Origin of the sequence: Schleiferilactobacillus harbinensis, from assembly GCF_008694105.1 — a bacterium.
Taxonomy (GTDB): Bacteria; Bacillota; Bacilli; order Lactobacillales; family Lactobacillaceae; genus Schleiferilactobacillus; species Schleiferilactobacillus harbinensis.
This window is the reverse complement of record NZ_CP041364.1, coordinates 788,340-809,720: the sequence shown is the minus strand read 5'-3', so window position 1 is coordinate 809,720 and position 21,381 is coordinate 788,340. Positions and strand designations below refer to the sequence as shown.

Annotated in this window: 20 protein-coding genes; 14 read left to right on the top strand and 6 right to left on the bottom strand. The window is 53.6% G+C overall.

All coding sequences use genetic code 11. The features are described from left to right. The 3 genes from FMM01_RS04305 to FMM01_RS04295 all read left to right on the top strand — a co-directional run bounded on the left by FMM01_RS04305 (position 1) and on the right by FMM01_RS04295 (position 5,156). Entirely contained in the window at positions 1–1,779 is a 1,779-nt protein-coding gene (locus FMM01_RS04305; protein ID WP_150391747.1) for a hypothetical protein, read from the top strand. Between the two features lie 38 nt (positions 1,780–1,817). Then, the gene (locus FMM01_RS04300; RefSeq protein ID WP_150391746.1) at positions 1,818–3,590 is read left to right on the top strand and encodes a hypothetical protein; all 1,773 of its coding nucleotides are present in this window, start codon (positions 1,818–1,820) and stop codon (positions 3,588–3,590) included. Between the two features lie 141 nt (positions 3,591–3,731). Further along, entirely contained in the window at positions 3,732–5,156 is a 1,425-nt protein-coding gene (locus FMM01_RS04295) for an MFS transporter (RefSeq protein ID WP_150393235.1), read from the top strand. A gap of 45 nt (positions 5,157–5,201) precedes the next feature. On the opposite strand, the gene FMM01_RS04290 is transcribed toward FMM01_RS04295, so the two are convergent. Further along, positions 5,202–6,680 carry an alpha-amylase gene (locus tag FMM01_RS04290; protein WP_150391745.1) on the bottom strand — a complete coding sequence of 493 codons (1,479 nt, stop codon included), beginning with the start codon at positions 6,678–6,680 and terminating at the stop codon, positions 5,202–5,204. A gap of 161 nt (positions 6,681–6,841) precedes the next feature. On the opposite strand from FMM01_RS04290, the gene FMM01_RS04285 reads away from it, so the two are divergent. From FMM01_RS04285 to FMM01_RS04250, 8 genes are all read left to right on the top strand, one after another. Next, positions 6,842–7,399, top strand: a complete 558-nt coding sequence (locus FMM01_RS04285) for an NUDIX hydrolase (protein ID WP_063515238.1) — start codon at positions 6,842–6,844, stop codon at positions 7,397–7,399. A gap of 9 nt (positions 7,400–7,408) precedes the next feature. After that, positions 7,409–8,254: an aldo/keto reductase gene (locus tag FMM01_RS04280; protein ID WP_027827432.1), complete on the top strand. Its 846-nt coding sequence runs from the start codon at positions 7,409–7,411 to the stop codon at positions 8,252–8,254. A 102-nt stretch (positions 8,255–8,356) separates the two neighbouring features. Next, positions 8,357–9,055: a deoxynucleoside kinase gene (locus FMM01_RS04275; RefSeq protein ID WP_051225072.1), complete on the top strand. Its 699-nt coding sequence runs from the start codon at positions 8,357–8,359 to the stop codon at positions 9,053–9,055. Between the two features lie 153 nt (positions 9,056–9,208). Beyond that, positions 9,209–10,018, top strand: coding sequence for an HAD family hydrolase (locus FMM01_RS04270; RefSeq protein ID WP_150391744.1), 810 nt, complete (start codon positions 9,209–9,211; stop codon positions 10,016–10,018). Between the two features lie 92 nt (positions 10,019–10,110). Then, positions 10,111–11,148, top strand: coding sequence for a zinc ribbon domain-containing protein (locus FMM01_RS04265; RefSeq protein WP_150391743.1), 1,038 nt, complete (start codon positions 10,111–10,113; stop codon positions 11,146–11,148). An 85-nt stretch (positions 11,149–11,233) separates the two neighbouring features. Beyond that, entirely contained in the window at positions 11,234–11,509 is a 276-nt protein-coding gene (locus FMM01_RS04260; RefSeq protein ID WP_051225060.1) for a hypothetical protein, read from the top strand. Positions 11,510–11,550: 41 nt separating this feature from the next. After that, positions 11,551–11,889, top strand: coding sequence for an inorganic diphosphatase (locus FMM01_RS04255; protein ID WP_035439609.1), 339 nt, complete (start codon positions 11,551–11,553; stop codon positions 11,887–11,889). 58 nt (positions 11,890–11,947) lie between these two features. Beyond that, positions 11,948–12,367, top strand: coding sequence for a hypothetical protein (locus FMM01_RS04250; protein WP_150391742.1), 420 nt, complete (start codon positions 11,948–11,950; stop codon positions 12,365–12,367). Positions 12,368–12,660: 293 nt separating this feature from the next. Here the strand turns inward: FMM01_RS04250 and FMM01_RS04245 are convergent, their stop codons facing one another. Further along, positions 12,661–13,161: an NUDIX hydrolase gene (locus tag FMM01_RS04245; protein WP_027827427.1), complete on the bottom strand. Its 501-nt coding sequence runs from the start codon at positions 13,159–13,161 to the stop codon at positions 12,661–12,663. A 113-nt stretch (positions 13,162–13,274) separates the two neighbouring features. On the opposite strand from FMM01_RS04245, the gene FMM01_RS04240 reads away from it, so the two are divergent. Beyond that, positions 13,275–13,784 carry a cell surface protein gene (locus FMM01_RS04240; RefSeq protein WP_146993738.1) on the top strand — a complete coding sequence of 170 codons (510 nt, stop codon included), beginning with the start codon at positions 13,275–13,277 and terminating at the stop codon, positions 13,782–13,784. A gap of 18 nt (positions 13,785–13,802) precedes the next feature. Beyond that, positions 13,803–14,552 (top strand): DUF6681 family protein, encoded by a 750-nt coding sequence (locus FMM01_RS04235; protein ID WP_027827426.1) that lies wholly within the window; start codon positions 13,803–13,805, stop codon positions 14,550–14,552. Positions 14,553–14,610: 58 nt separating this feature from the next. On the opposite strand, the gene FMM01_RS04230 is transcribed toward FMM01_RS04235, so the two are convergent. Together FMM01_RS04230 and FMM01_RS04225 are read right to left on the bottom strand one after the other, a co-directional pair. Then, on the bottom strand, positions 14,611–15,726 hold the full coding sequence (locus FMM01_RS04230) for an LCP family protein (RefSeq protein WP_150391741.1): 1,116 nt from the start codon (positions 15,724–15,726) through the stop codon (positions 14,611–14,613). A gap of 131 nt (positions 15,727–15,857) precedes the next feature. Continuing rightward, positions 15,858–16,778 carry a 1,4-dihydroxy-2-naphthoate polyprenyltransferase gene (locus FMM01_RS04225; protein WP_063515230.1) on the bottom strand — a complete coding sequence of 307 codons (921 nt, stop codon included), beginning with the start codon at positions 16,776–16,778 and terminating at the stop codon, positions 15,858–15,860. Between the two features lie 116 nt (positions 16,779–16,894). On the opposite strand from FMM01_RS04225, the gene FMM01_RS04220 reads away from it, so the two are divergent. Continuing rightward, on the top strand, positions 16,895–17,881 hold the full coding sequence (locus FMM01_RS04220) for a polyprenyl synthetase family protein (protein ID WP_190973452.1): 987 nt from the start codon (positions 16,895–16,897) through the stop codon (positions 17,879–17,881). On the opposite strand, the gene cydC is transcribed toward FMM01_RS04220, so the two are convergent. Both cydC and cydD read right to left on the bottom strand, forming a co-directional pair. Beyond that, positions 17,861–19,645, bottom strand: coding sequence for a thiol reductant ABC exporter subunit CydC (gene cydC, locus FMM01_RS04215; protein WP_150391739.1), 1,785 nt, complete (start codon positions 19,643–19,645; stop codon positions 17,861–17,863). The two genes, FMM01_RS04220 and cydC, sit on opposite strands and share 21 nt — an antisense overlap. Further along, a complete protein-coding gene (gene cydD / locus FMM01_RS04210; RefSeq protein WP_150391738.1) occupies positions 19,623–21,377 on the bottom strand; it encodes a thiol reductant ABC exporter subunit CydD in 1,755 nt (584 codons plus the stop codon). Before cydD ends, cydC begins: the two co-directional genes overlap by 23 nt. Positions 21,378–21,381: the final 4 nt, after the last annotated feature.

Here is a 21,381-nt window from a genome sequence, read left to right as displayed (position 1 = left end):
ATGATGAATCTATTTAAGAAGAAAAACGAGTTGGATGACGGCAGTACGCCGAATGAACCGGCACCGGATACGCCGGATGAATTGCTGAGTAATTCTCGGTGGTTGAAGTTTTTTGACTTGTTCAAAGGATTCTTGACCCGAGTGGGGGTGGATTATCCGCAGTTTCGGTTGATTGTTGGGTACAAACTGTATATGGACGCCGTTGATCCTAGCTTCATGAGCACTTTGGATAATGGCCGCCGGCGGGCGGGGAAGAATGCGTTCTTTCGGGGGCTGTGGGTCTATGCGCTAGTCAGCCTGATGCTGATTCTCATGTTGTCGATATATCCCAAGAACGCAATTATGGGACTGGGAACAATTATGCTGTTTTACACATTCATGTATATGACTGTGTTGGTGCAGGCTTTCTCTGGCAGCCTGCTGGACGTCCGAGATGTGGGAATTCTAGAAACCCGTGGGGTGAGTGAGAAGACGCGGTCAGCCGCTCAGACGGCGCATATCTTGGTTTATGTGTTGTCCTTGTTTGTCGCCATGATGACTGCTCCAATAGTTGCGTCATTCTTCTTCTTGGGCATTCCGGGCGGAATTGTTTTCCTGATCAGTGCGCTTGTGCTCATGCTGGTGAATTATGTGGTCTCAATCGGTCTTTATGCTATCGTGCTCCATTTCTTCCAAGGCGAGCGGTTGAAGAACATTCTTAGCATGATTCAAATCTTCATCATCGTGCTGTCTGTCCTCATGTACCAAATGCCGAATATTTTAACCCAGTTGTCTGCCCGCGGGGGAATTCCAGATTTAAACCGCCCAATGCCATTTTCCTGGTACATGGCATTGATTTACCCATTTTGGTTCACTGGACCGAATGACTGGCTGCAAACTCAACAGTTCAATGCCGGTGGCATCCTGACACTTTTCATGCTGGTCGCCATGATTATCAGTTACTTTGTTTATGGCCCAGCGATGCGCCGGCTAACCAATAACTTGAGCAAACTCAATGAGAGCGGCGAAGAGCCCGTACATTCCGGTATCTTCTTCCGTGCGATGCGGCGGCTCGTACCCCAGGATAAGGATCAGCGCACATTCTTCACCCTTAGCTGGCGGATGATGCAGGCGGATGGAGATTATAAGATGCGGGTGTATCCGCAGATGGCGATGGGCTTCATCATGATCATCATCTTTTTGGTGCCCTCCATCAGCAATTCCGGTGAACGCACAAATTTGTGGACAGCCTTGCAACAAAACTTTATTTGGAATATTGCGCCGCTATTTTCCACTATCGGCATTGTAACTGCGGTGTACTTCCTGCGGTTTAGCAAGAACCCAGCCGCAATGAAACTGTTTGCGACGATCCCAGCATTCGATAAAAGTGTGCTGTATCGTGAAGCGGTGCGAACCGTGTTTGTGCGCTTGGCTGCACCGATTATGATCATCGTAGGGGTAATCACCATGATCTTTATACCCCCGTTGAGGGCTCTGGCAAATACAGTTTTAGCCCTAGGGCTTGGTTTGCTGATCACAATCATCATCGGCAGTTTGATGAAGAGTACGGCGCCTTACAGCACCGTTTTCCAAGCTGGTCAGGTGAACTCTGGTGCCACTATTGGCGGGATGCTGATTGCCATGGCTGTTGCCGGTGTTGGCGGTGTTGCCGGAGGCTTCCTGCCCTGGTGGCTCACCTTGATTGCTGGCGTCATTATCCTCGTTGGCAGCTGGTTCATCTTGAACCACAGTTACAATCACGTGAACTTTACCTTACCTGGCGAAACTGATTTCGAGTAATCTTCCTAGAAAGAAATCTCAAGCGGGGGGTGACAACGATGATGAATCTGTTCAAGAGAAAGCCGGATCCTGCCGGCGGCAATGCGCCGCTGCCAGACACCCCAGCGGATCTGTTCATTCATTCCCGCTGGCTGCAAGTTTTTGACCGTTTCCGCGGATTGCTGATCCAGTTGGGTGTCAATTATCCGCAATTTCGGCTGATTCTGGGTTACAAACTGTACATGGACGCGGTGGACCCCAACTTTATGACAACGCTGACCAATGGCCGCCGGCGGGCGGGAAAGAATGCGTTTCTTCGCGGCTTATGGATCTACGCGTTGGTGAGTCTATTACTGACAGCAGTGATAGTCGCTATGCCAGGCAATCCGGTGCTGATTTTGGGGGCGGCTTTGCTCTATTATTCTACGATGTACATGACCGTCCTGGTTCAGGCTTTCTCCGGTAGCCTGCTGGATGTCCGGGATGTGGCGATCTTGGACACCCGCGGCGTGAGCGAAAGGACTAGGTCTGCAGCGCAGACCGCGCATATTCTGGTATACGTCCTGTCCCTGTTTGCCGCTCTGATGGCAATTCCGATCATTGGTTCATTTTACTCACTTGGAGTACTCGGCGGGTTGCTGTTCTTAGTCAGCGCGCTCGTTTTGCTGGTGGTCAATTATGTCCTGTCCATCGGCATCTATGCCGTGATACTGCGGTTCTTTCACGGTGAGCGATTGAAGAACATCTTGAGTATGATCCAGATCACCATCCTGAGCATTTCGGTGGCCTTGCCCCAAGTAGTCAATATCATTACGCAGCTCAGTAGCCGCGGGGCCGTGGCGGCGGTCGTGAAGGCGAGCAGGTTCCACTGGTACATGGCCATCGTTTACCCATTCTGGTTCGCTGGTCCCAATGGGTGGTTGACCAGCGGCCAGGTGAACCCTGGCGGCATCCTGACTGGGCTCATGCTGGCGGCCTTCATACTCAGTCTTTTCACTTACGGCCCAGCGATGCGCCGGCTCACCACGAACCTGAGCAAACTCAATGAAGAAAGTATCGAACCAGCCCACACCGGGTGGTTCTTCCGGCTGGTACGCCGGTTAGTGCCACAAAGCCGCGATCAGCGAACCTTTTTCACCCTGAGCTGGCGCATGATGCAGGCTAATGCCGATTACAAGATGCGGGTCTATCCGCAACTGGCCAGTGGTTTGGTGATTATGATCCCGCTGGCGCTGATTCCTTTTGGTCTGGCCGACGGCACCCACCGCAATTTCTGGGCCGCGCTGCAGGGCAGCTGGACGTGGAGTTTCTTGCAAGTCTATGCCATCGCTGAACTGCCCGTCGCCGTGTACTTCCTGCGCTTCAGTCAGCATCCAGAAGCGATGAAGATCTTTGCGACGCTGCCGCGTTTTGACAAATCGGTGCTTTATCGGGAAGCCATCCGGACCGTGTATCTGCGCTTGGCGGTCCCGTTGATTCTCGTTTTAGGTCTGATCACCTTAATCTTTTTACCGCCGTTGCATGTATTGAGCAATACGATTCTGGCCCTCGGGGTCGGCTTGCTCATGACCCTGCTCAACGGGACGTTTATGTCCGGCACAGCGCCGTATAGCCAAGTTTTCCAAACCGGCCAAGTGAATACCGGGGCGACGTGGGCGGCCTCGCTGCTGGACTTTATCATTGCTTTGGTCACCGGTCTGCTCGGCGCCTTCGTGCCCTGGTGGGCGGTGCTCATCGTTGGGACAGTGATTCTGGCTGGCGGCTGGGTGGTATTGGGCCGCAGTTTCAAAGACGCTAACTTCATCTTGCCGGGTGAAGCAGATTTTAATTAATCGATCCCGTGTTGATCAAGCCGCTGACTGACTGTCGGCGGCTTTTTGCGTTGGCGTATAATAGACCCCAGTCATATTTTTTAGAAAGCGTGATGTGTTGTGTCCCAGAAGCAAGTTAAACCCGCCCGGCGGGGAATCGTCATGACCGCCGTCTTTATTGCTACCTTCATGACCAGTGTGGAAGTGACCATCGTCACTACCGCCTTGCCGTCGATCATCAGTGCCTTGCATGGTCTGGCGATGCAGAGCTGGATCATGAGTGCGTATCTGCTGACGACGGCGATCACGACCCCGATTTACGGCAAGCTGGCGGATGCCTGGGGCCGGCGGCGGATCTTCCAGTGGGGCGTGGTGGTCTTCACGGTCGGGTCCTTTCTATCCGGTCTGGCCCCCAGTATCGGTTGGCTGATTGCCGCCCGGGGAATCCAGGGCATCGGCGCGGGGGCAGTGATGCCGCTAACGTTCACAATCATTGCCGATTACTATGACTTCAGCGAACGGGCTAAGGTCCTGGCGCTGAATAACACCGCCTGGGGGCTGTCGGCTTTGGTAGGGCCGCTGATCGGCGGTTTTCTAGTCGATACGCTGTCCTGGCATTGGGTATTCTTCGTCAATGTACCGCTGGGTATTCTGGTGGCATTCTTGATTCAAGTCGGCTATCGGGAGAAGCGGCCGGCCTCGGTTCAGCTGACCATCGACTGGCCTGGCATCCTTTGGCTCACCAGCTGTTTGGTCACTTTACTGCTGGGAATCCAATTCCTGCTGCGGGCCCCTTGGCCGGCCGGTCTCCTGCTGGTCATCGCGGCCGTCAGCTTAGTGTTCTTCGGGCGTACAGAAAAGCGCCAGCGTGATCCGCTGATTGCGCCGACCATGTTTGCTAACCGGACGTTTGCCATTCAAATCGCCACCGCCATGATCCTCAGCGGGGTTTTGATCGGTTATCAGGTGTATTTCCCCATCTGGCTGCAATCCCTGTACCGGATCGGCGCGACGGAGGCGGGCTTCGTCGTTACTTCCAGTTCCGTGATGTGGCTGACGTCGTCTTTCTTTGTCGGACCGCTGATCGCGCGGTTTGTGCCGAAACGGATCAGCCTGGTGATTATCACCGTCTTGCTGCTGAGTTATGCTAGTCTGACGCTCGCCGGGCTGCATTTTCCGATGTGGGTGTTCTACGTCATTGCCATGATCAACGGCACCGGCATGGGCATCGTCATTTCGATGAATACGATCCTCAGTCAGCATATGGTGCCGGCCGCGATGGTCGGGTCAGCAACAAGTGTGCTCACCCTCGGCCGGTCGCTGGGCCAGACGGTGATGACTGGGGTGTACGGCGCGGTATTGAATCTGGTGATCCGGTTCACCCGCGGGAATATTCCCTTTGCCCAAATCAATGGGGTGATCAGCGCCAAGGGCAGCCGGGTCCGGCCCACGCTGGCGATGGATCAGGTGATTCTGACCAGTCTGCACGGCGTCTTCTGGGTCGTCGTGATCATGCTGGCCGTGTTCTGGTGGATCAACTGGCGGGATCCATTGCACACCGTTATTGATCAAGATCAGGCGCATTAAAAATAAGGGCTATCCCCGGGGGGACAGTCCTTATTTTTAATGTGCTTAATTCATTTGCTCTTCGGCTTCCAGACCAGCGACAACGTCTTCGTTCACGTAGACAGACACTTGGCCGTCACTCACTGGGAAGGTGCCGACGCCGTTTTCGTCCAACTTGACCTTGGCGTCATTGTTGCCCAGCATGTCCACGAAAGTTTGGCCGGCATGGACAGCGGAGACCGTCATTTTCTTTTCGCCGCCTTGCTGGTTGGTCATGATCACCGCGTAACCGGACAGGTCATGATCAAAATCACCAGTCCGCGTCCAGCCAATGATGTTCGGGTCGTCTAAGTAGTCCACCATGCGGCCATAGGCGAGGTACTCGCGAATCTTCAGCATCCGGACTAACCCTTGGCCGACCGGCGCGGTATCCTTCGCCGGGATACCAAACAGGTCGCCCCAGAAGACAGTGGGGATACCAGCACTGCGCAGCAGAATCAGCGCATAGGCGTGGAGCTTGAACCAGCCGTCAACCCAAGACTCCAAGCTCTGGCCGACTTGGGTGTCATGGTTGTCCACGAAGGTGACGGCGAAGTCCGGCCGGTCTTTGACTAAGGTATGGGCAAAGATATGGCGCATATCGTACTTGCCCATGGTGGTGGCGGCTTCGTACAAATTGAAATGCAGGGGCACATCAAACAGGCTGATGATATTGCCGGAGTTGTCCAAGTAATTATTCAGGGCGTTGATATCGTCGGACCAGTATTCGCCGACCACGAAAAGATGGTTGTCGTGTTCGGCCCGGCGGTGGAGCAGCCAATCAACGAAGGCATCGAACTTGATATGCTTGACCGCATCCAGCCGATAACCGTCCGCCTGGGTCTGTTCCTGGAACCATTTACCCCATTTGTCCAACTGTTCCTTAGTATCGGGATTGCTCATATCCAAGTCGCAACCCATTAAATAGTCATAGTTGCCGTTTTCGGAATCCACTTTAGGTTCCCACTCTTTGGTGTGGAACTTATAGATGGCGTGATTCTTGCTGCGGCCATCGTAGTCGATGCCGGTGAAGTTCTTCCAGGTCCACACGTAATCATTGTACTTGCCGTGCCGGCCGGGGAAGGTGAACTTGGTCCAGGCTTTGATTTCCTGAGTGTCGCCGGTGGGCTTCAACCGGTCGTCAAAGGAATAGCTCTTAGCCTTGACATTTTCTGCCTCGTCGGCACCCATGAAGTGATCCACCACGATGTCGGGAATGACTTTCAAACCGGCTTCGTGGAGGGCTTTGATGGCGGCCAAATACTCGTCTTTCGTACCGTATTTAGTGCGCACCGTTCCTTTTTGATCAAATTCGCCGAGGTCATACAAGTCGTAGGTGCCATAACCCACGTCGTCGATGCCGGCGGCACATTTAGAGGCGGGGGGCAGCCATACAGCGGTGAAGCCCATGGCTTTGATCTGTTTTGCCTGGTGGGCGAGACGCTGCCAGTGCTTACCGTCGTTGGGCAAATACCATTCGAACGCCTGCAGAATTGTTTCTGCCATGACAAAACTCCTTCCTAGAATATGCCAGGCGCGAGCGTCTGGCAGTTACCTCTATTGTACCCGCTTGCGGGGTCGGCGGGCGACTTTTTTCGGGCGATGGCGGTGGCCAATCCGTGGTAAACTAATATTTAGGTGTATTTTTCAGAAAAGGGTGTGGTGGCGTGTTACCGCAATTAACCAATCAGGGCAAGATTCTCAGTGAAAAGTCTGTATTTAAGGGCCGTATTTTCTCCGTCAGCCAGAGGCAGATTCAGACACCGGACGGGCTGACGGTGGAACGGGACGTCGTGACCCATATTCCGGCGGTGGTCATTCTGGCCCTGACCCCAGACCGGCAGCAGGCATTGCTGAATGTGGAGTACCGGGCCGGGATCAACGCGGAAAGTTACTCCTTGCCGGCGGGGCTGCTTGATCCGGGTGAAACGCCGCTGCAAGCAGCCGTGCGGGAGACCAAGGAAGAGACCGGCTATACGCTGACCCAACCCCAAGCGATGACTCAGGTCAGTACCAGCGAGGGCTTCAGCAGTGAGACCAATACGTTGGCCTGGGGCATTATTGACCCCGCCGAACGCGGTCAGCAGCACTTTGACCACGATGAATTCGTGAACTCCAAGCTGGTGCCTTTTGCCGATATCGTCGAAGCCGTCAAGAACGGTACGATCCATGCCGGCCAGGCGGTGGCGGCGGTCACTTATTACTTAAGCTTTATTCAGAAATGAGGTTGTGACATGCAAGATGCCAAGTTTACGCCACCATTATTTCCCATCGGCCTGGGATCCTGGCACATCGGCGATGACCCGGAGGCGGCGGACCATAACGCTCAAACCGTACGCTTTGCTCTGGATCACGGGGTTAACGTTCTGGACACCGCGGAGATGTACGGTGATGGGGCGTCCGAAACGGTCGTTGGCCGGGGGATGGCTGGTGTGGACCGGGATAAGGTCTTTCTCATCTCGAAATTCTATCCGTGGCATGCTTCGGCCCGCGACCTGCCCAGAGCACTGGAAGGCTCGCTGCGCCGGCTGAATACTGATTACTTAGATCTCTACTTGCTCCATTGGCCCGGTCAGGTACCCCTTGCTGAGACGATCAAGACTTTGCAAGATTTGCAACGCCAAGGGCTGATCAAACAATATGGGGTGTCGAACTTCGATGCCGCCGCCATGCAGGAATTGTTCCGGGTACCCGGCGGATCTGAAGTCCAGTATAACGAAGATTTGTATCACCTGGGTAGTCGGGGGATTGAATATGACCTGCTGCCCTGGCAGCGGCAGCATGGTGTGCGGCTGATCGCCTATTCGCCTCTGGCCCATGATTGGCAGACACGGCAAAAGATTACCGGTAAGGAGACCTTGCGAGCGGTGGCCAAGGCTCACGGGGCAACACCGTTCCAAATCATGCTGGCTTGGGCGATCCGGGATGGGCAAACCATTGCCATCCCAGAATCCACGAATCCGGATCATGTGGCGACAAATATTGCTGCGGCAAAAATCACACTGACGAAACAGGATCTGGCCGCGCTGGATCACGCTTTCCCCGGACCAACGCAACCGGAAGCACTGGACGTTCTGTGACAAATTGCTTGCACCGATTCTGGCCGGCCAGTATACTGGAACAAGTTCGCGCGGGTCATCCGCGCAAGTTCGTTACGGAGCAGAGAGGGGAAATCAGTGACAGTGTTAGTTATGGCTGGTGTGATCGGCAGCGGGAAGAGTTCGTTGACCCAGATCGTCGCCGATCGATTGGGTACGCAACCGTTCTATGAGAGTGTGGATAATAATCCCGTACTGCCGTTGTTTTACAAAGGTAATAAAATCGCCGAAGAGAAACGGGCGGCAGGTGATTTAGAGGCCCGCAATCCCTATGCGTTTTTGCTGCAGATCTACTTCCTGAATACGCGCTTCCATTCGATCAAGGCAGCCTTGACCGACGACAACAATGTCTTGGATCGGTCAATCTATGAAGACGCTATTTTCATGAAGATGAATACGGACAACGGCAACGCCACTGAGGAAGAGTACCTGATCTACAAGGATCTCTTAAATAATATGATGGAAGAACTCAAGGGCCTGCCTAAGAAGGCCCCGGATCTGCTCATCGACATTCACGTCAGCTACGAAACGATGGTGGAGCGAATCACCAAGCGTGGGCGGCCGTATGAACAGATTACGACCGATCCGTCCCTGACGGACTATTACCAGACGCTGATTCAGTATTACCAAACCTGGTATGCCAACTACGACAAGAGTCCGAAGATGCAGATCGACGGTGATCGCTATGATTTTGTCAGCAATCCCGCTGATCGGGCGGCGGTGATGGAGCAGATCACCAGCAAACTGCATGCAGTCCGAGGCGACATGAACGCCACGGCTTAGGCAGGCTGGCAGGAAACGACTTTGCTGAAGAGGCAGAGTCGTGTTTTTTCTGTTTCAACGGATAAAACTTGTCCTCTTACGCACCTTGGACTAGCAATCCAGGGGAGTAATCGGTACCATGACAGATAAAGACATTACGAAAGGGAGTTCATCATGCAGGATATACGGCTGATTGCCACGGACATGGACCATACATTATTGACAGAAAAGGGGCAGCTGCCGCCGCAAATGGGATCTTATATCGACCGTCTGACCGATGCCGGCATCCTCTTCGCCATTGCCAGCGGTCGGCCCATCTATACGCTGCGCAAGCTTTTTGCGGCCAGCAAAGAGAAAATGGCCTTTATCTGCGATAACGGCGGGTCGATTTATCTCCACGGCCAAAATATCTACAAATCGTTGATTCCGGTTAAGGAATACCAGGAAATGGTCGGCTATGTGCTGGACGATACCGATGGCCGGCCCATCGTCTGCGGTCTGGATGCCGCGTATATTCCGAAAGAAGACGCGCGGTTTGTACCGGTGTACAAGACTTTCTATGCCAATGTTAAATTGGTGGACGATATCCGCCATTTGGATGTGGAAGCCAACAAGTTTACTATTTACTTCCCTAATTTGGACAGTGAGAAGCAGTACAAGGACGTCTTCGGTCCGGCTTTCGGCAATCGCTACTCCGTAGCGGTCAGCGACAACGATTGGATCGACATCATGAACTTCGGCGTCGACAAGGGCCGGGGCATGCGTATGTTAGGCAAAGAGCTGGGAATCAAGGCAAACCAAATGATGGCCTTTGGCGACTCCTTCAACGACGTGGAGATGCTGCAAACGGTGAAATACAGCTACCGGGTCGGCAACGCCAACCCCGGTATTTATCAGTACGCGGATTACGTCACGGGCACCAACGATGACTATGGGGTCCTGCAAGTGATCAAACAAGTCCTGGCTGCTCAGCGGCAGGGCTAGCAGCCGCTTTTTCGGTTTCCCGCGTGAATGTGCTATCATTTTAATAAAAGCAGACGGTCCAGGAAAGTACACAATACCGAGGGGGAACGCGCATGCGAAAGAAAACAATTGGCTGGTTAGTCGGCATCGTTGTTGTCGTGCTGATCGTTTTAGGTGTTGGCGGGTATGCGGTCAACGGCAGTCGAACGCGGCAGCTGGACAGCGCTATCAGCGCACTGCGCAGCAATAATGCGGCCAAGGTGCTGCCGTATTTGACCGTGGACGATAATACCGTGCCTTTAACCACGCGGAATATCAAACCGCTGCTGACCTATTTCCAGACGCACCCGGATCAATTGAACCGCCTGGCCCACGAGGCTCGGCGGGGGGATGGCGACGATGTACTGGATCTGGTGGAATTCGACCGGATCGGCCGCCGCTGGCTGGTTTATCCCCGTTACGGCTTCAAGCTCGAAGCGGTTCACCCGCGGCTGACCACGAATGGGACAACGACCCAAGTTCGAGTCAACGGCCGGTTATTGACGACAGTCCAGGGAACGGTTCGGGGTCAGCGAATCGGGCCGCTGCTGCCCGGGCGCTACACCTTTACCGCCAAGGACACTCAAGGCGCTGGCCGTACCGTGGTGAAAGATTATGTTAACTCGGATGATCCAGAACTGAATTTAACATTCCAAGCCAACCAACGGCCAGCTAGCGGGAGCGGGACGACCGCCACGGCGCTGCCAACGGCGAAAGAGGCTGACAACCTGATCGAAGATGCCTTTGATGAAATCGAAGACGTCAGCAATGGTGATTTGACCCAAAATAATCAGCAGCTGGACGTGATCTTCGTTAACGGTGAACAGAACAAGGCTTACCAGACTGTTCTGCAGCAGGCGAAGGAATACATTGGCCAACAGCACGTGGGCGAATTGAATCTCGACGTCCAAACCAACGGTGCGCAAATCGACACCAAGGGCGCGGTTACCTTAGCCTTCACCGCAGCGTTTGGCCCCGACGAAGACGATGATACCGATGCCCGAGTGCGGACGTACGACTATACCGCGACGCTGGTACATCAAAATAACCGCTGGCTGATTCAGGACATCAGCAAACCGACCCAAGTGGCCAATGCGGCCGACGATGATTAAGATTCAGCAGTATCGGTCCTAAGCCGCTTGCCGACCACCTAATCTTTCCGTTACACTCAAATAACAGAAAGGCAGGGTGGTTTTTATGACACCAGTTCTTACCTTGGCGGCACCAATCGTCGCTAAAGAGCATTCCATCGGTGGAGCGATTGCCATTGGGGCATTGGTCGCCATCGTGTTGATCGTTTTCTTGATTATTAAGCTGTTCGGCATGATCCTGCGGCATCCAATTATCAGTATTCTGCTGTTTGCCGTGGGCGGTTTCGCTATTTTCAAATTCGCTCTGGCCGGCATCATCGCCGTGGGCGCGCTGGCTGCTGTGGGCGCCGGAGCACTCTGGCTGAAGACCGGAGACCAGTAACTAATTCAAAAGTAAAGGAATGACTGATTATCGCAGCGCCAATGATTATTGGACTTCATGTCCAAGTAAAAGTAGATCGTAAACTCGGCAGTACTCATCCAGAGCACGCCAACATTGTTTATCCGTTAAACTACGGGTATGTTGACGGCGTCGTGGGCGGGGATGGTGATCCCCAGGATGCCTATGTGCTGGATGTTGATCAGCCGGCAGATACCGTAGACGGCTATGTGGTGGCTATCATTCACCGCAAAGACGACAACGAAGACAAATGGGTCGTCGCGCCGAAATTTCGGCTGGTCACTGCCGCAGAAGTGCGCCAAGCGACCCAATTTCAAGAACAGTACTTCGACGACGATATTTGGCTGCTGCAATCGCATTAATTGCGTAATGTATGGGTGTACCGCAAAATTGATGATCAGGGAGCGATGAGTGGTGCCCATGCACGAATTTTCTGCCAAACCGTTTACCGTCACGCAAAGCGATGATTATCGCCAGTGGGAAGAAACCCGCTGGCGCATCGTGAACACCGAAACCGGTGAAGTCGTGGATGATGCCCAGGGATACGGTTATAAAACCGCACCAAAGGCATATGCGGCTTTTGGCTATAAACAAAAGCCCAAGAAGCACCGTAAAAAACCGTTGAAGTTGGATAAGACGGTTCAGGCTTGGGCGAACAAGCATTCTGATTTCAGCGAAGATTTGAGCGACTTAATTTTTCAGGCCTTAAAAGCTGGCAACTCTGGGCAAACGATCAGCCAACTGATCATGGATGCCTACACGAAATATGTGGCGACGCTGCCAGCAGCGGAGCAGCCAAAATTTTCTGCGGCTGATTTTCGCCGGCATTGGACCGCGTAACATGCTGAACCAGTAAAAACGCGCAACAATACACCAAGATCCGGGCGGGGGAGTACTCACCGGATCTTGATTTTACGGATTAAGTTAACATAATGTATATTATACGAAGCTATCAAAAAGAGCGAATTTGAGCACTATCGGCGCAGATCATTGATTTGCCAGTAATCCAGCAGCTGTCATGCATGTCACACATCAGGCTTACAAGATTAATTAACTGGTGCTGACACAGCGATTCTAGTGCAAGCTGACAACAATCAACGGATAACTGTCAGCTGAATCCGCTCAGCGGCTGATCAATACACAGGCTTCGTTAGCACGGTCCAGTCGGTAAAAGTTTGTTCCGTGGGATCAAATTGACCATGTTGACGAACTGTTTCAGCGGCCTTGACCACCAACGGCGAACATGTCGTCAGACTAATTTCAGCCAACGGCAGCCACACAGCACCTAAAGCATCCTGACCAGTAAATTGAGCTGCCTGATCAGCCAACTGACCGGTCCAGGTATCGATCCAATAAAACACACAGCGATGCTGATTCAGCTGCCAGTGCTCATATTGCCAGGGATACCGGAAACCTGTAATGCCCAATTGATGGGCTTTGGTGACAGTTAAACCGGTCTCTTCCTGGATTTCTCGAACAACGGTATGGGCCATTTCTTCACCGTCTTCAGGTGTCCCACCGGGCAAGTCATAGCGGTTGATGTATGGGCCGCCGGTTTTCTTAATGACCGCCAGTTTTCCATTTTCTGAAAGTATACCGTATACTCCAAAGGCTTGATGAAATTTAGTTGACATAACATATCTGATCCTTTCAACTTTAGCGTAACTTTAATAGCCAAAAACGCCGTTTCGCTGTATTCTAGGTAATGAAAGCATTTTTGTAAATAGACATGAGGTGACACCTTTTTATGGATAAACGCATCCCCCCGATTGTACGACCGGCCGCTATTGTATCGCTGATCTTGCTCGTGGCCGCCACAAACGTGGTGGTTGATACCTATAGTCCGGCCAGCATCCGGATTCGTCAAGAACAAAAACAAAAGAAGAGTTCAAGCAGCAGTTCAGCCAGCACGAGCAGCGCGAGTACCAGCTCCCGCCCTGCCCCAGCCAGTTCCAGTTCTTCGGCGGATGAAAGCAGCAGCGCCAGCGATAACTCGGCAAGTTCCAGCAGTGATACATCGGCCAGCAACAATTCCAGTTCTTCGGCGTCATCGTCCAGTAATGATACTGATACGTCGGATGACACCAGCGGTGATACCACCACTAACAATGGTGCGACCAGTAATAGCGGCAACACTGACACAGACACGAATAACGGCACGACCACCGGCGGCACTAACACCAACAAAGCCAGTTCCAGCAGCAAGACGACAACCGATACACAGAACAATACCGGCGGCACTGACCAGAATAAATAAGGAAGGAGGCATACATCCATGCTTACTCTGCTCGACACAGTTTCCCACATTTTAGGCTACTTCAACATCAACAACAAACCGCTGAACATGGCTTGGACCATTGCCGCCTTTCTTGGCGATGGTTACTTAGCCTATATTACTTTCCTAGCTTTCCGTAACGGGCTGTATGCCCGCGGCGCCATCTATTTGGCGCTGGTCTTGGTGTTCTTGTATTTCATTTACTTGAACTTCATGTACTATTTCACCAAGAAAACGGCAAAATTCGACATCTCGCCCAAGATTGCCAAGCTTTTACCCAGCGAAGAACAAACCGCTGAGCGGCGGCACAACACAGCCGTCCTGGGCAATGGCCTCTTTGATCCCAATGAGACCTTGCCCGCCCACATTTCGGCCACGCCGGATGAACAGGCCTTCTTCCAGCAGCTAATGACCACCCTGGGGCAAGATAATGTCTTGCCGCAGCTGCCCATCAACGCCGCTGGTCATCGGTCACTCCCCTACTTCACCCTGAGCTACACGCCCACCGGGGAGTTGCAGGTCATCGCTGGGACCAATCAGCTGACGGCCCAGCCCATCGGTAAAATCGATCGCGTTGGTTTCGGTAACGTCAATGATCTGGCAGACCAATATGATTTTGCCCTGGCTGAGTTGGCAATTCCCGAAGCTAAGAAAGACCATCCGGATCAGGTAGATTTGCCGGAATTGATTGTGTCCGTCGCTTACCAGCCTAAGCCCAAGACCATGAGCCGGGAAAAACGCAAGCACTAGCCGGCACAAAAAATAAGAGCCTCGGCAGATTTGCTGGGGCTCTTATTTTTGTCACGATTTAATTACTACCGCTCTGCGGGTAAAACGTATACGAGAACTGATCGAGTTTAGAATTCCAATCGAATTGCGTTTGCAGACTGTTTTGCCGCGTTTCTTCATTGCTCAATGGTTCCTTCTCCAACCCCAGCGCCGTCCGGGCCTTGTCGGAGACCCGCTGCAATTCACTGGTCTTGTTGACCACATAGGCCACTTCCTGACCATTATCGTTTACGGTCGTCGCGATACCGCTCAGCTCATCCTGCTTTAGATTCTTCAACGCGCCTTGGTAGTTCTGGTACATCGTGATCAGCTGACTCAGTTTGATATTCGTTTGTACTGACGCACTGACTGCATCCAGGATACTTTGCACGCGGGTCAAACTGTTCAAGGAAATGACGTTGCTGGCAATGGCCGAAATCACCTGCTGCTGCCGCTTCTGCCGGCCAAAGTCACCCTCAACATCTTCCTTCCGCATGCGGGCGTAGGCAAGCGCCATGTCGCCGTTCAAATGCATCTTGCCCTTGGTGAACTTCTGGTTGCCTGTTTCGGTGCTGACAAAGGAAAACGGCACATCCACATCAACGCCGCCCACTGCATCCACCATTTTCTTCAATCCGGCCATATCGATCAAAGCGTAATAATTGATGGGCACATTCAACAGTTTTTCAACCGAGTCCATCGCCATGGTTGCCCCGCCAATATTGAAGGCGGAATTGATCTTCTGGTATGTATACGACTTGGCACCGATGATCTGGGCCGCCGTATCCCGAGGAATTGAAAACATCGTCGTTTGCTTGTGCTGCGGATCAACGGTGACCAGAATCATCGTGTCCGAATTGCCGCGGTAACCGTCGCGGCCCTCCGTACCAGTATCCGCTCCTAAAAGGAGGATTGAAAACGGCTTTTGAGCAGCTAAGTCAACCGTGGGCGTTTTCTTCTTAGTGGGTACATAGGTATTATCCGCGGAGTCTTTCACCTGCGTCGCCACTCGCACCCCATAGGCACCGCCAGCGGTCACAAGCAGTAATAGGATAAGCAAAATAATCTTCCATACTTTGCCCTGCTTACTCGGCCCCTGATGATCACTGCGGCGTGGCGGCAGTTTTTGGTCGTTGTCGTTGTTTTGTTGATCCATTACTCTAATTCACCTTCATTGCGTAGTTTGAAATAACGCTCAGTTAGGGTTATCTTACCATATCTTTGTAAAAATACCGGTGGGTAACAGTGATTGAAACGGAAATGCAAAGATTTTCTTAGAAATCAGCATCAGAACCGGAAAAGAACGCCCAGACCGGTGGCTACCGTCACACAAAGAGATATAATTGCTAAATTCTGGACGGCTAAGTGGAAGCTGGGTTTCTTCTCCGGCAGCGCCGTGAAAGCCCGACAATTTTTGACGACCTTGGGGACACAAATCAGTGCCAGCAATGAAAGCAGCGGCAGCACATGCAGGGCGGCAGAGGCCATCAAGCCGCCGGCCGCCGCCAGGTACAAGAGATACCAGAAAATCAGACCGCCGCGTTGGCCGAGGTACGAGACGATGGTATGCCGATGCAGGGTAAGATCTTCCTGCCAATCGGCAATATTGTTGGCCAGGAGCAGTGCCCCAATGGCAAAGGCCAAGGGACTGCTGGCTAGCAAGACACCGGTCAAGGTCGGCGCAGTCAGCGTCTGGCTGGCGCCGACGCCGACATAGACGGTAATCAGCATGATCATCGTCCCCATGGTGAACCCGGAGAAGAATTCCCCCACCGGCAGACCGGCAATCGGCCAAGGACCAGCCGCATAAAGAATACCGACCAGGAAGCAGAAAATACCCAGCCAAAGCAGCGGCCAGCCGGTCCGCGCCACCAGCCACAGACCGAGCATGGCACCACCGGCCACCAGGGCCACCGTCAGCCAGCCGACTTGGCTCAGGGATAGGTGGCGGGTGCCGATCACGTTAGTTTCCAAGCGGAACTTCTCAGCACCGTTTTTCAATGCGCGCCGGTAATCCTGATAATTATCATTGGCGTCCACCGCCATATTAAACAGGAAGGCCGCGATGATGAAAATCAGCCAGCTGCCCCAATCCTTAGGTGCTGCCGGCAGGTTCCAAAGACAATACAGGATGCCCAATAAGAAAGGAAAAATTGATGCCGTCTTTGCTTTAATTTCAACGAGTTCGAAAAATGCGTCCCAAGTAATCGTGATCAACTCCTATTCAATTTTGGCCAGCCGCTGCCGGATATCTCGACACGCCCTCGATGGTCCGCTATGCTATAGTGAATGTATCTCAATTATTGGAACCGAGGAAATTATTCATGAAGAGCAACCAAACCAAGCAGCCGGTGGACTTCACCGGGATTGCACCGGCCCTGACGACGGTTAAAGCAGCCCTAGCCGCCCAACAATTAGCCGTGCCGCAATACGCCGCTGACTACAACGCCGCCCTGCGGACCACGGGGAAAATGTGGCGGGCGGCGTTGACCATTCTCTTTGCCCAGTTAGCAGCCCCCGAGACGGATACTCTCCCGCCGACAGTCACCACTGGGGCGACGGCGATTGAGATGCTGCATCTGGCCACACTGATGCATGATGACGTGCTGGATGAAGCACCGATCCGCCGCCACCGGCCAACCTTGCAGATGAAGCACGGGAACCATGCGGCCATCTATTTAGGGGATGAATTGCTGGCGCGGTATTTCCGGCTGGTCACCGAGATTGCTCCGGACTTGGCCTTCACCCACTATCATGCCCGGGTGATGCAGCAGATTCTCACTGGCGAGCTGCAGCAGGCTGCTGAGGCCTATGATACCCAGGCCGGCATTGACACGTATGTCGCCACGGTACGAGGCAAAACAGGGGCTCTCTTTGGGCTCGCGGCCAAGACCGGCGTCTGGCTGACCCAAGGTGCCCCCGACACTGCTGATACCAGCACCGCATTTGGCGAGAATCTGGGCATCACCTTTCAAATTCTAGATGACCTGAACGATTTTCGCCTGCAGCAAAACTCCGGCAAACCGAAACTGGGCGATTTAGAATCCGGGATCTATACGCTGCCCCTGCGCCTCGGGATGCGTGACTATCCCCAGCTGCAGGCCCTGCTTGTCGGGCCAGCGCCCGTCAGCGACATCATCGCCTTCCTCCGCCGTCATCCTGATATTATCACCGCCACCGCCCGCCTCGGTCAAGTCTACTTGACTAAGGCCCAGGCAGCGTTAGCCCAGTGGCCGGATACACCGGCCCGGATCCCACTGACCCAAATGACGGCATACTTGGAGCAAGCCTTACAGCTGACCGACGTCTAACGCGTACAGTGCACGGAAGCGTGCATTATCACGATAGAGCGTTGCTGGCCGCCCAGCCATGGAGATGTGGCCGTCGGTCAAAAAGATTGCCTGATTGGCCTGTTCCAGTCCCTGCAGATGGTGGGTCACCCAAATCAGCGTCCGATCGGTACTGGCTTGCATAATCATCGCCATGAGCGCCTGTTCTGTAATTGGATCCAACCCAATCGTGGGTTCATCCAATAAGAGGACAGGCGTTTTTTTGAGCAGAATGCGCGCCAGGGCTAAACGCTGCTGCTGGCCGCCGGAAAAACGCTGGCCGGACTCGGTGACCACGGTGTCTAAGCCAGCCGGCAAGCTCCGTACCACGTCGGCCAACCCCACGGCCTGCAAGGCAGCCCAGATCGCGTCATCAGCCGCATCAGGGGCGCCGAGGCGGATATTGGCCCGAATCGTGGTATTGAATAAAAATGGCGCTTGGTTCAAGTAGCCGAATAATGCCGGCCGAGCCTGCTGCAATTGGGCCACTGGAATCCCGTTGACGGTGATCTGTCCCTTCTGCGGGGTCAGATCCCCTAACAGCAATTGCAGGATCGTTGTCTTGCCCTCACCGCTGGGTCCAAGAATAGCCACTTTCTCCCTCCCGTGAACCGTCAGACTGAAATCATCCAACAGCTTGGGCTGATCCGGCCCATAAGCAAAGGTGACATGGTCAAACTTGATTTCTTGAATCGCCGCTGGCGCGTCAGCCTGGGCCACCGGTGCCGGAGCAGCCGCTGCCACACTGGCACTCAACTCGTTCAAATGGGCTAAGGAATCAGAATACAGCGGGACCTCGGCCATCGCCTGGGCCACCGGCAGAAAGCAATCGATCAGCGGAAAAAGCGATAGGACAACGGCGGCGGAATAATTCGCTAACCGCTGGGAACCGCCTAGCAGCCGCTGCGTTCCCAGAATCAGGCCTAGCGCCAGGAGACCGAAGATCACCTGGATGGCAAAATTGCGCCAGCGCTGGAACCGTTCCTGGGCAGCAACGCTCTGCTGCGTCACGCTGGCATCGTCATTGCCCGCCGCCGTGAAGCGGTCTTGGCGATGAGTAATCACCCAGTCGCCAAGACCTAAGTAGTGTTCGGTGACCGTCGTATACTCATGCGCTTTACGCGCCTTTTGTACCGCGTACCCGCTGGCCGCCTGACGCAGGGACAGCATCGGCACGACAATCAGAACCACCGCTAAGATCAATGCCACTGCAATGGCGCCCAGCCAGGTGAAAATGCCCATGACGATCGTCACCAGCAGCCACACCAAATACGCGACAATTGTTGGAAAAATTGTGCGCAAATAGAAATTTTCCAGATGATCCAAATCATCGGCCAGCAAACCGAAAATCTTGCCGGTTTGCTGATGTTCATGGAGAAAGGCTGCGTCTTTGGCCAGAGTCCGGTACAACTGGACCCGCAGCTTGGACACCACATTCAGCACCCAGTTATGGCTGTTGATCCGTTCCAAATATTTGAATGCCGGCCGGCCGATCCCAAACGCACGGGTCAGGACCACCGGCACATAAACTGCCAGAATATTGAACGGATGGGTAGCCGACTTGCTGATCAGGTAGCCAGACGTAAACATCAGCGCTCCGGCACAGATAAACGTCAGCACTCCGACGAAGAAAATCAACGCCAACCGCAATTTATTTTGTTTCAGGTACGGCCAAAACCAATGGTCGTTATGCCACGCTCGGAGATAATTCCGTAGGCGCGGTTTAGTTTTCTGCGAAGTGTGCATCTTGTTTGCCCCCCATTTCTGCCACTAATCGATCCAGTGCCCCACCGGTCCCCCGTAATTGGGCAAGGGTGCCCTGCTCACTGATCCGGCCGTGTTCCAACACGATGATCTGATCCATGGCCGTGAGCCAGTGCAGCCTGTGGGTGGCGAAAATAACCAAATGATCCTGAAACAGCGGCAGCAAGGTCTGCTTCAATTCATATTCCGTTTCAATGTCCAAATGCGCCGTCGGTTCATCAAACAGCAGGATCCGCCGATGGTGATCCAGCAAGACCCGCGCCACTGCGATCCGTTGGGCCTGACCGCCGCTGATGCCCCGCTGGCCCTCACCAATCATGGTGTCCAAGCCAGCCGGCAAAGCCGCCAGCCAATCAGTCAACCCCGCTTGCCGCGCGGCCTGCTGGACTGCCGCATCACTGGCGTCCGGCACATAGAAACGGATATTGGCCGCGATCGTCGCCGAAAAAATATACGGATCCTGGGGAATATAACTGACACTGTCCTGCCACTGCGGTTGGTTAAAGCTGGTCAGCGGCTGTCCGTCCAGCGTGATCCGAGCACCCTGCTGCGGCTGGTTAAACCCGGCCAATAAATTCATCAGCGTCGATTTGCCGGAACCAGAACGGCCGATAATCGCAATATTGGCCATACCAGCGGCCTGTAAATGAATGTCGTGCAGGGCTAAAGTATCCGCCGCGGCATCCGGATAATGAAAATCAACACTGGTCAGCGTCAGCTGACTGTCAGCGCCCCACCCTGCCCAGTCGATGGCCTGAGCCACCGGGGGTACTGGCGTCGCTAACAGGTCATTGACCTGCTGCAATGCGTTTTTACCATTCAACGTCGCGTGATAATCATCACCAAACTGGCGAATGGGTAAAAAGAACTCCGGCGCCAGGATCAAACTGACCAGAGCCGGATACAAGACGATCGATCCGTCGATCAGCCGGTACCCCAGAAATACCGCAATAATCGCGATTGCCAAGGTGGTAAAAAAATCCAGCGCAAACGTCGACGTCAACGCGACTTTGATCACGCTCATCGTCTTCTGGCGAAACCGCTCGCTCACCGAATAGATCTGATCTTCGTACTGATCGGAAACACCCAGCATTTTCAGCGTCGGCAAGCCTAAAATCGTATCCACAAAGGAATTATTCAGCTGGGTGAAGTCCGCATACTGCTGATTCGACTTGGCTCGAGCAGCGAGGCCTAGAATGGCCATGAAGAAGAAGATCAGCGGCAGCATAATGAACAGCACAATGCCGCTTACCCAGTTTTCGTAAAACACATAAATCAGTGTCAGCAGCGGTACAAAAATCATGTCGGTCACTTTCGGCAAAACCGTTTGAATATAGGTTTTCACTTGGTCCAAGCCGTCGATCACGACGGTCACCGCCGATCCGGTGCCGGTTCGGTGCAGATAGGCCGGGCCAAGCCGAAAATATTGCTGCTGGATCAATGGCCGCAGCCGCGTAATGTTCTCATCCGCATAGTGCGTGGCCGCTTGGTTTTTTGCCACATCCATCAATTGGCGCAGGATGAAAGCACTAAAAAATACCAGCATCGGCATAAGCAATGCTGATATTTTTCGTAATTGCCAAATGGCCACAAGCGCCTGGGATAACCCGATTGCCTGGGCAACGATGGCGGCGGCCTGGATGAATGACAGCAGGCTCAAAACCATCAGTTGCCGGCGAATCCGGGGAAATTGAAATAGGCTCTTGTCGATCACGTTA